Source organism: Limnohabitans sp., from assembly GCF_044361645.1.
GTDB lineage: Bacteria > Pseudomonadota > Gammaproteobacteria > Burkholderiales > Burkholderiaceae_C > Limnohabitans_A.
The window spans coordinates 1-10868 of the sequence record NZ_JBIKIL010000128.1 but is presented as its reverse complement, the minus strand read 5'-3'; the positions used below and the strand labels follow the sequence as shown (position 1 = coordinate 10868).

Genomic DNA, 10868 nt, shown 5'->3' with positions numbered 1-10868 from the left:
CCGCGCAGATCGCCACCGAGGTGCGCCGCGTGCTCGACAGCTTTGGCAGGCCGCACACCGACAAGACCCAAACCGGGCCCACCCACATCTTCAACCTGGGCCACGGCATCAGCCAATACACCCCGCCCGAGCATGTCACGGCCCTGGTCGAGGCGGTGCACAGCCACTCGCGGGCCATGCGCCAAAAGTGAGCACAGGGAACTGGGCACCTGCCTCTGGCATAGCACAGAAAATGGGACTTTAAAGCCTTTATTTGCAAAATTTGTGGCTTTTGCCGCTTGACTTATGCACAAAAGCGCAACGCCCCGCTTTGACCAGCACCCGCCCAGTCAGGCTCAAATGCAAACCCAGCCTGATTTGTAAGTCATTGATTTCATTGAATATTTTATCTTGCCCAATGCATGGGCATTTTGTTGAAAGGCTTGATTTTCAAGGCTTGCAGCGCATCCAGAGCAAGTTTTCAACAAAGTTATCCACAGAATTTCTGGAGCAATGCCAAAGTCCTGATAAATCAACAACTTACACCCAGTTTCAAGAAATCAGCTAACTTACAAAAATCTCAATTTCATCAAAAACATCAAGATGACGGAGCACCCCACCCACTGGATCAACGTCGCCGTTCAGACCCCGGCGCACAGTGCCGTGGGTGCTTTGCTGACCTACCGCTGCCCTTTTTGGGTGCATCCCGGCCAATTGGTGCGCCTGCCCTTGGGCTCCCGCGAAGTGCTGGGCGTGGTCTGGGCGATCTTGGACGAAGCCCCCGCGCACATGCCCGCCGCAGCGCTGCGCGATGTGCTGGGCGTGCTCGAAGGCTTGAGCCCACTGAACGCCCACTGGCTCCAACTGGTGCAGTTTGCGGCCCAGTACTACCAGCGCTCTTTGGGCGAGGTGGCCTTGTCGGCCCTGCCCCCGCAGTTGCGCGACCTGAACAATGAGCAACTGGCGCGTCGCCTGAAAAAACAAAACACCGAACGTGTGGTGCAAACCCGCCCTGGCCCAGCCCTCTCGCCCGAGCAGATCACCGTGCTGGAGCAAATGAAAACAGGCACCGGCCCGTTTTTGCTGTTTGGCAGCACCGGCAGCGGCAAAACCGAGGTGTATTTGCAGGCCGTCGAACGCATGCTGGCGGCCGACCCACAGGCCCAGGCGCTGCTCATGGTGCCCGAAATCAACCTCACACCCCAACTTGAAGAGCGGGTGCAAGCGCGCTTTGGCGCTGAGGCGGTGGTGTCCATGCACAGCGGCATGACACCGGCCCAGCGCCTGAAAGCCTGGCTGGCCGCGCACGCGGGCCATGCCCGCATCGTGCTGGGCACACGCATGGCGATTTTTGCGTCCATGCCGCAGCTCCAACTCATCGTGGTCGACGAAGAACACGACCCCAGCTACAAACAACAAGAAGGTGCCCGCTACTCGGCCCGCGACTTGGCCGTATACCGGGGGCGGCTGCAAAACGCGCCCGTGCTGCTGGCCTCGGCCACACCCTCGCTGGAAAGCTGGCACCTGAGCCGGCCGCCCGATGCAGACGGGCAAAACGGCGGCCGCTACCAACGCTTGCTGATGCCCTCGCGCATTGGCACCGGCTTGCTGCCCAAAGTGCGCCGGGTGGACATGAACAAACAGCCCCGTCGTGCCCTGCTGTCGACCCAGCTGGTGGCCGCCCTGCAAGAGCGGGTGGAGCGCGGCGAGCAATGCATGCTGCTGCTCAACCGCCGGGGCTACGCGCCCGTGCTGCACTGCGCCGACTGCGGCTGGAAAAGCGAATGCCCCCACTGCAGCGCGTTTCGTGTGTTCCACAAAATCGACCGCAGCCTGCGCTGCCACCACTGTGGCCTGACCGAACGCGTGCCCCGCGCCTGCCCTGAGTGCGGCAACGCCGACATCGCGCCCATTGGCCGGGGCACCGAGCAACTCGAAGAACACCTGGGCGAATTGCTGGCGCATGTGCTGCGCCCCGACGGCACGCCCGTGCGCATCGCCCGCATCGACGCCGACAGCACCCGCCTCAAAGGCGCACTGGAGAGCCAATTGGCCCAGGTGCACTCGGGTGAGGTGGACGTGTTGGTGGGCACGCAGATGATCGCCAAGGGACACGACTTTCGGCGCATCACCTTGGTGGCGGCGGTCAACCCTGACGCAGCGCTGTTTTCCAGCGACTTTCGCGCCCCCGAGCGCCTGTTCGCCCTGCTCATGCAAGCGGCAGGGCGTGCCGGGCGCGACGCCGCGCAAAGCGCCCGCAGCGAGATGTGGGTACAAAGCTTTCACCCCACACACCCGCTGTTTGCCGCCCTCAAACAACACGATTACCCGGCCTTTGCCGCGACTGAGTTGGCCGAGCGCACCGCAGCCGAGCTGCCGCCCATCAGCCACCAAGCCCTGCTGCGGGCCGATGCCCGCACCCAAGACGCCGCCCAAGCCCTGCTCAATGCGGTGCGCGCAAGCTTGGAAGCCCAGTTGAGCGCCGATGCGGCCACCCAATATTTGGTGTCGCAAGTGAGCATCTACCCCGCCGTGCCCATGAGCATGCAGCGCGTGGCCAATGTGGAACGCGCCCAAATGCTGCTGGAAAGCCCCAGCCGCATGGCGCTGCAAAAAATGCTGTGGCACCTGCACAGCGTGCTGCACCAAGTGCGCAACCAACCTGAACACAAAGGCGTGATCCGCTGGTTGGTGGACGTGGACCCGCAGGCCATTTGACGCCCTGCCACAAGCGCTGAAGCGGGCAGGCTGACCGATGAGAAAAGACAGCTGGACCCGTTTTTATGCCGATTTGTTGCGCGATGCGCGCCAGTACACAAGGCTGAAGCACAGCGCACCCGTGCGCACTTGTGCTCACTTGTGCGCACTTGGGTGTGCACATCGGTCTGCACAAGGGCCCGCAATAAAGGCGCCCAACTCGCACAGCATGCACTCAGATCCCGGTCAAAAAGCCTGACCTTTTGAAGAGCGCCACAGCCGCAGAAAAGCTAAAAAACGACGCCACCGTGGTCACCAAAATGATGCGCGCAATGCGGCCATTGTCTGCACCCAAACGTTCTGCCAACAAAGACACATTGCTGGCACTGGGCAATGCCGCAACCAGCACCATGACCTGCAAGGCAAAGGGCTCCAGCGGCACGCCCCACGCAATCGCAGCCAAGCCCACCAACAACACCAACACCGGGTGCACCACCAACTTGATCCAGGCGATCGGCAGGTAGTCGATGGCACGCAAAGGCCCGTCAGGGCGCTCGTGCGACAGCATGACCGAACGGGCCAACACCGCGCCAATCGTGAACAAGGCCACGGGCGAGGCAGCATCCGCGAGCAAACCCACGGTGTTGTTGACAGGGCCGATCAGCGCCAAATTCCAGTAAGAAAACGCGGCCCCAGCGCTGATGGCCCAGGGCATCGGGTTGCGCAGCACCCCCGCCAACGCCTTGCGCGCTGCAACGGCCGCGCCGTGTTGCCCCGCCGCATCCATGCGCGACAAGGCGACGCACAAAGACGACGTGATGACGAGGTCCACCACGATGGTCACGATCGCAGGGCCCACGGCCTGCGCCCCCAACAAAGCGACCAGCAAAGGCACACCCATGAAACCGGTGTTGGGGAAAGCCGCCACCAAGGCGCCCAAAGACGCATCGTTCCAGCGAACGCGCGGGTTCAGACTGATGGCAATGCTCAAAGCCACGATCAACAAGGCGCACAACAGGTAGGTGAAAAACACCCCCGCATCCAGCAATTGCGCGATGGGCGTGTCCGCGCCAAACCTGAACAACATGCACGGCAAGGCAAAAAACAGCACAAAACCATTCAAGCCAGAAATGGCCTCCAAGGGCAAAAACCGCCAACGTGCGGCCACATAGCCGCACAAAACCAGCGCGAAAAATGGAAAGGTGATGCGGAAAATTTCAAGCATCCCCGATTGTCGGGGTAAACCAGTAGGCAGCACCGCCCAGCTCAGTCCAAGCCAGTCGCGGCGCGGACAGATCAGAACCGCCGTTTCACATCAGACATTGCTTGTAAAGCGCCGGGCCAAAAGCTTGTGACAAACCTTGCAAAGCCATTGCCCAAAAGATGAAGGGCCGCATCTAGCGGCCCTTCCATTTGGTGCATCTTTCTGCTTGTTAGCGTCCAGAGCGCATTTCCCAATCGTCGAAATGTGGGACAAATATAGCACAATGGTTTTCTTATTTTTCACAGAACTGAAAGGTTTTTGAATGTCCAAGATGCGCTACCGGCTGGCCCTCGATTTGGGCTCGACATCCTTGGGTTGGGCCATGGTTCGACTGGACACCCAGAACGAAACCAACGCCATCATCAAGGCAGGCGTGCGCATCTTCGGCGATGGACGCAACCCCAAAGACGGCTCATCTTTGGCTGTGCGCCGACGCGAAGCCCGCGCCATGCGCCGCCGCCGTGATCGCCTGCTCAAACGCAAAAACCGCATGATGGCCACCCTGCTGCGCCATGGTTTTTTCCCGCAAGACGAAGCCGCCCGCAAAGCGCTGGAAAAAACCGACCCCTTTGCCTTGCGCGCCAAGGGCCTGGACCAAGCCTTGCTGCCCGAAGAGTTTGCCCGCGCTCTGTTCCACATCAACCAACGACGGGGCTTCAAGAGCAACCGTAAAACCGACAAGAAAGAAACCGACAGCGGCGCACTCAAAGCCGCCATCGGACAACTGCGCCAAGCCATGCAAGCCACGGGCTGCCGCACCGTGGGTGAATGGCTGTTTGCCCGCCATCAGCAAGGCCTGTCGGTGCGGGCGCGTTACCGCGAAACCCCCATTACCCAAGACAACGGCAAAACCAAGATCGAAAAAAGCTACGACCTGTACATTGACCGCGCCATGATCGAGGCCGAGTTCGATGCCCTGTGGGCCAAGCAAAGCGAACTCAACCCCAGCCTGTTTCACGTCACGGCCCGCGACGAGCTCAAAGACTGCCTGCTGCACCAACGCCCGCTCAAGCCCGTCAAACCCGGGCGCTGCACTTTGCTGCCTGACGAAGAACGTGCCCCCTTGGCCCTGCCCAGCCAGCAGCGTTTTCGCATTTACCAAGAGGTGAACAACCTGCGCCTTCTGCGCGAAGGCCTGAGCGAAGAACCGCTCACGCTCACGCAGCGCGACCAATTGGCCAATGCACTGGAAACCAACAGCAAACGCAGCTTTATCCAGATTCAAAAGCTGTTTGGTTTTTCGGGGCAATTCAATCTGCAGGACGAAAAACGCACCGAACTCAAAGGCAACAGCACCAGCGCCATGCTGTCCAAAAAGGATTTTTTTGGCAGCCAATGGAGCAGCTTTGATGAGGCGCAGCAAGACGCCATCGTGATGCAACTGGTGAGCGAAGAAAACGAAGCCCGGCTCATCGCCTGGTTGCAAGCCGAAACGGGTGTGGACGAGATCACCGCCGAGCGCATTGCCAACGTGCCGCTCGCTGAAGGCTATGGCAGCCTGAGTGCCAAGGCACTCAACAAAATCCTGCCCGGCCTGCGCGCCGAAGTCATCACCTATGACAAAGCTGTGCTGGCCGCTGGCTTTGACCACCACAGCCACATCAGCCATGCAACCACAGGAGAAATCCTGCCCGAGCTGCCTTATTACGGCCAATACCTCCAGCGCCACGTCGGCTTTGGCACCGGCAAGCCCGAAGACACAGACGAAAAACGCTACGGCAAGATCGCCAACCCCACTGTCCACATCGGTCTGAACCAAGTGCGCACCGTGGTGAATGCGCTGATCAAACGCTATGGGCACCCCAGCGAGGTCATTGTGGAGCTCGCCCGCGACCTCAAACAAAGCCAGGTGCAACGCCAAGAGGAACAAAAACGCCAGGCCAACAACCAGCGCCGCAACGAGCGCATGCGCACGGTCATTGCCGATTTACTGAACACCAGCCCAGAGCGCGTCCGAGCCATCGACTTGCAAAAAATGATTCTTTGGGAAGAGCTCAGCTTCAACGTGGCCGACCGGCGTTGCCCCTACAGCGGCGTGCAGATCAGCGCCCAAATGCTGTTCAGCGAGCAAGTGGAGATCGAGCACATCCTGCCGTTTTCACAAACACTGGACGACAGCCTGAACAACAAAACCGTGGCCATGCGCCAGGCCAACCGCATCAAAGGCAACCGCACCCCGGCTGAGGCTGCTGCCGACTTCGAAGGCCAAGGCTGGCCCATTGGAGACATGCTGCACCGTGCCAGCCTCATGCCTAAAGGCAAGCGCTACCGCTTTGCAAGCGACGGCATGGCGCAATGGCTGCGAGAAGACAAAGGCTTTTTGGCCCGTGCCTTGAACGACACCCGGCACCTGAGCCGCGTAGCTCGGGAATACCTGAGCCTGATCTGCCCACAAGCCACCCGCGTCATCCCCGGCCGAATGACCGCCATGCTGCGGGCCAAGTTTGGCCTGAACGACATCCTGGGCCTGAACGGCGAAAAAAATCGCGATGACCACCGCCACCATGCGGTGGACGCCTGCGTGATTGCGGTGACCGACCAGGGATTGCTCAACCGCTTTGCCCAAGCCAGTGCCAGCGCCCGTGAAAAGCAGCTCAACAAACTGGTGGAGACCATGCCCTTGCCTTGGGAGAGCTACCGCGAGCATGTGCAACGCGCCATTGACAACATTTGGGTCAGTCACAAACCCGACCACGGGTACGAAGGGGCGATGCACAACGACACCGCCTATGGTTTGCTGGGAGGCGGCAAAGTGCAAGTGCGCAAAACGCTGGACGGCGTGCGAACGCGAGAGATTGCTGCACTCAAAGTGATCGAGTTTGCCGATGCCCATGCCACGGCCAGGCACGGCCTCTTGCCCAATGGCGAACCCCGGCCCTACAAGGGTTACAAGGGCGACAGCAATTACTGCATGGAAATCGTGCGCAACGACAAAGGCAAATGGGAGGGTGAAGTAGTGTCCACGTTTGAGGCCTACCAGCTGGTGCGCCAGCATGGGCTGGCGCGGCTGCGGCATCCGATACTGAGTTTGAGTGGTAAACCGCTGGTGATGCGCTTGATGATTGGAGACTATTTACGATTTCAATCAGAAGATCAGTTGATTGTTATGCGTATCGCATCTATCAACTCCGCCGGACGGCTCAGCCTTGCTTCGCATCAAGAAGCAAATGTGGATGCACGAAATCGAGACAAAGAAGGTAGTTGGCGATATACCTACAAGCAAGCTGGGTCTTTAGAAAGACTACAGGGTCGTCAGGTAACCATCACACCTATTGGTGAATTACGTGACCCTGGTTTTGGCAATTGATCAACGATAAGTATCTAAATGGATACAATCAACCCATTCTGTCTGGCCCAAACGACCACTTTCAGCCGTTGGCTCAGTGGGTTAAAAGATTACCGAGCCAAAGCCGCCATTGTTTTTCGCCTTCGCCAGGTGGCCGCCGGACACTGGGGCGATGTGAAAAACTTCGGCGGTGGGGTGTCTGAATTGCGTTGGCACATTGGCCCCGGTTACCGGGTCTATTTCACCCGCCGTGGCGCACAGATCGTGTTGCTGCTGGCGGGGGGTGATAAATCCAGCCAGGCCAAAGACATCGCCAAAGCCCAAAAACTTGCCAAGGAGCACCCCGATGAGCAAAACGACAGCATTTGACCCCGCCGTTTACCTCGACAGCGAAGAGGTGATTGCCGAATACCTCAACCTCGCCCTGGCCAGCGGCGACACCGACTTGCTCTTGTCGGCCATCGGTGACGTGGCCAAAGCCCGTGGCATGGCGCAAATTGCCAAGGACACGGGGCTTGGCCGCGAAAGCCTTTACAAAGCCTTGAGTGCCGGTGCCAAACCCCGCTTTGACACCGTGTTCAAAGTGCTGCAAGCGCTCGGCGTGCAAATGCAGGCACACCCTGTGCCGCAACAGCCCTGACCAGCGGCATTCAACATGCTGGGCCGCATCGTCGAAGTCTCCAACGACAAGCGGCATTTGTCGGTGTATCGGGGTTTCATGCTGGTGCAAAGCACAGGCGAAGACCGGCAAGAAGTCGGGCGTGTGCCGCTGGACGACATCGCCGCCTTGATCGCCAACGCCCATGGCCTCAGCTACACCAACAACTTGCTGGTGGCACTGGCCGAACGCGGTGCGCCCTTTGTGCTGTGCGCTGCCAACCACAACGTGGTGGGCATGCTCTGGCCCATGGAAGGGCACCACCAACAAGCCCACCGCTTTGAAGCGCAAATCGCTTGCACCTTGCCCACCCGCAAAAAACTGTGGGCGGCCATTGTCAAAGCCAAGTTGCTCAACCAAGCCGCCGTGTTGCAAGCCACGGGCGCAGCGCATGCGCCAGTTCAAGCGTTGGCCAAACAGGTGCGCAGCGGCGACCCCGACAACCTGGAGGCACAAGGGGCCCGCAAATACTGGGGCTTGTTGATGGGCCCCTTGTTTCGGCGCGACCAGCAGGCCGATGGCGTCAACGCCTTGCTCAACTACGGTTACACGGTGCTGCGCGCTGCCACCGCACGGGCGGTGGTGGCGGCCGGTTTGCACCCCAGCTTGGGCCTGCACCACAGCCACGACAACAACGCCATGCGCCTGGTGGACGACTTGATGGAGCCGTTTCGCCCGGTGATTGACTTGGTGGTTTGGAAAATGCAGTTTCTGGGGCCCTGCCATGTCAACGCGGACACCAAACGTGCCTTGGTGCAAAGCCTCTACCAAGACCTTGCCACAGACACAGGCCGCACCCCTGTGCTGGTGGCGGTGCAAAAATTGGCCACCTCATTGGCCCAGGTTTTATTGGGTGAGCGCCAAAAGCTGGACTTGCCCTTGCAAGCTGTCCCCCTGCCACCCGTGCCTGACACGGATGACGAACACGGATGACTGACACGCCATGCTCAGCGGGTACCGACTGATGTGGATGCTGGTGATGTTTGATTTGCCAGTGGTCGAGGCCGCAGAACGTGCGGCCGCCACCCGCTTCAGGCTCAGCCTTTTGGACATGGGCTTTTCGCGTGCACAACTGAGCGTTTACATGCGCTTTTGCACCAGCCATGCCCAGGTGCAAACCTATTGCAAACAAGTGGAAGCGGCTTTGCCCAAAGGGGGGCAGGTCAACGTTTTGCAACTGACCGACAAACAGTACGAACGCATCATCAGTTTTCAGGGCAGGCGCAAAGAGCCCGCGAAAAAAACGCCCGATCAGTTCGATTTGTTTGGGTAGAACGGCGATTTTTGAAAAGACCAAACCCAAGAAAATCCTTGCAAAACAAGCACTTATCTTGGGTGTAGTCTAGACGATTGGGAAATGCGCTCTGACCGGAACGAGCAGCGACTGCTCACGCGCACCACGCGCAGTCTAGACGATTGGGAAATGCGCTCTGACCGGAACAATGCGATCACGCTTAACGGCGCGGCCACCAGTCTAGACGATTGGGAAATGCGCTCTGACCGGAACACTAACCTTGACATATACCCAGAATATATGAGTCTAGACGATTGGGAAATGCGCTCTGACCGGAACCCTGGAGGCCTCAGACCACGCGCTGGCCCTAGTCTAGACGATTGGGAAATGCGCTCTGACCGGAACGTCCCAGTAAGGCTTGAGCCACCACGGCAGAGTCTAGACGATTGGGAAATGCGCTCTGACCGGAACGGCGGTGCGCACGCGCACGTTGTCTTTTTGAGTCTAGACGATTGGGAAATGCGCTCTGACCGGAACAAGAAGAAGGCCAAGGACCATGCCGCCGACAGTCTAGACGATTGGGAAATGCGCTCTGACCGGAACTGCTGGGCGTCCAGAAACATGACGCTGAAAAGTCTAGACGATTGGGAAATGCGCTCTGACCGGAACTTCAAGCAACGTGGACACATCCGGCTCGGTAGTCTAGACGATTGGGAAATGCGCTCTGACCGGAACAAAAAATACAAGGTCAATGAGTCCACGATCAGTCTAGACGATTGGGAAATGCGCTCTGACCGGAACGTGAAGGTCAATACACCGGAGTTCACCTGAAGTCTAGACGATTGGGAAATGCGCTCTGACCGGAACGAACCCTATACAGCAATGGCAGCGCGGGAGAGTCTAGACGATTGGGAAATGCGCTCTGACCGGAACTGCTGGTACTTTCCAGACAAGTAAGACGCGAGTCTAGACGATTGGGAAATGCGCTCTGACCGGAACTGGAAACGCTCACGCCACCGCTACACGCGGAGTCTAGACGATTGGGAAATGCGCTCTGACCGGAACGCCGGGCACGCGCTTTGTGCGGGCAACGTTAGTCTAGACGATTGGGAAATGCGCTCTGACCGGAACTGCGCGAGTGGGGCAGAGTTTACGAGGCCAAGTTTAGACGATTGGGAAATGCGCTCTGACCGGAACCCGCCAACTGGCACCTGCCGCACAACCATAAGTCTAGACGATTGGGAAATGCGCTCTGACCGGAACCAACCCGACACCGACAACTTACGCTGAACTAGTCTAGACGATTGGGAAATGCGCTCTGACCGGAACGATGTTTGCAGCGCAGTCACACTCGCCTGAAGTCTAGACGATTGGGAAATGCGCTCTGACCGGAACTATTCGCTCGACGCAGACCCAAGCGGCATTAGTCTAGACGATTGGGAAATGCGCTCTGACCGGAACTATTCGCTCGACGCAGACCCAAGCGGCATTAGTCTAGACGATTGGGAAATGCGCTCTGACCGGAACTTCGCTCACCCCGCCTCGTCGACCGCGATTAGTCTAGACGATTGGGAAATGCGCTCTGACCGGAACGACACCGGTGCGCTGGTCCAAGCACAAAAGAGTCTAGTACATCGTTCCATTAAAACCAATGCATATTAGGCGACACCGAGGTCGAACTTGTTCCAACGAAACACCACTGGCGATGCATTGATCTCTGCTATGCCTTTGAGGATGCGCTGTTTCAGAT

General features: G+C 58.8%; 8 protein-coding genes and 1 CRISPR repeat array. Of the genes, 7 read left to right on the top strand and 1 reads right to left on the bottom strand.

Going from position 1 to position 10868, the window contains the following annotated elements; genetic code table 11:
* Both ACIQ39_RS16310 and priA read left to right on the top strand, forming a co-directional pair.
* The coding region (locus ACIQ39_RS16310; protein WP_396435659.1) for a uroporphyrinogen decarboxylase family protein at positions 1-191 on the top strand (191 nt) is incomplete at its 5' end.
* Between the two features lie 391 nt (positions 192-582).
* Positions 583-2697 (top strand): primosomal protein N', encoded by a 2115-nt coding sequence (priA, locus tag ACIQ39_RS16305; RefSeq protein ID WP_396435658.1) that lies wholly within the window; start codon positions 583-585, stop codon positions 2695-2697.
* 214 nt (positions 2698-2911) lie between these two features.
* Here the strand turns inward: priA and ACIQ39_RS16300 are convergent, their stop codons facing one another.
* A complete protein-coding gene (locus ACIQ39_RS16300) occupies positions 2912-3901 on the bottom strand; it encodes an AEC family transporter (protein ID WP_396435657.1) in 990 nt (329 codons plus the stop codon).
* Positions 3902-4202: 301 nt separating this feature from the next.
* Between ACIQ39_RS16300 and cas9 the strand changes: the two genes are divergently transcribed.
* From cas9 to cas2, 5 genes are read left to right on the top strand one after another with little or no spacing between them, the layout of a single operon-like run.
* Positions 4203-7247 carry a type II CRISPR RNA-guided endonuclease Cas9 gene (gene cas9, locus ACIQ39_RS16295; protein WP_396435656.1) on the top strand — a complete coding sequence of 1015 codons (3045 nt, stop codon included), beginning with the start codon at positions 4203-4205 and terminating at the stop codon, positions 7245-7247.
* Positions 7248-7265: 18 nt separating this feature from the next.
* A complete protein-coding gene (locus ACIQ39_RS16290) occupies positions 7266-7595 on the top strand; it encodes a type II toxin-antitoxin system RelE/ParE family toxin (RefSeq protein ID WP_396435655.1) in 330 nt (109 codons plus the stop codon).
* A complete protein-coding gene (locus ACIQ39_RS16285; protein WP_396435654.1) occupies positions 7573-7866 on the top strand; it encodes an addiction module antidote protein in 294 nt (97 codons plus the stop codon). The genes ACIQ39_RS16290 and ACIQ39_RS16285 overlap by 23 nt, the downstream gene beginning before the upstream one ends.
* A 15-nt stretch (positions 7867-7881) precedes the next feature.
* On the top strand, positions 7882-8817 hold the full coding sequence (gene cas1, locus ACIQ39_RS16280; RefSeq protein WP_396435653.1) for a type II CRISPR-associated endonuclease Cas1: 936 nt from the start codon (positions 7882-7884) through the stop codon (positions 8815-8817).
* A gap of 10 nt (positions 8818-8827) precedes the next feature.
* Complete coding sequence (cas2, locus tag ACIQ39_RS16275; protein ID WP_396435652.1) at positions 8828-9157, top strand: CRISPR-associated endonuclease Cas2; 330 nt, start codon at positions 8828-8830, stop codon at positions 9155-9157.
* 66 nt (positions 9158-9223) lie between these two features.
* A CRISPR array of direct repeats spans positions 9224-10711; the repeat unit is 36 nt; unit sequence AGTCTAGACGATTGGGAAATGCGCTCTGACCGGAAC.
* Positions 10712-10868 lie beyond the last annotated feature (157 nt).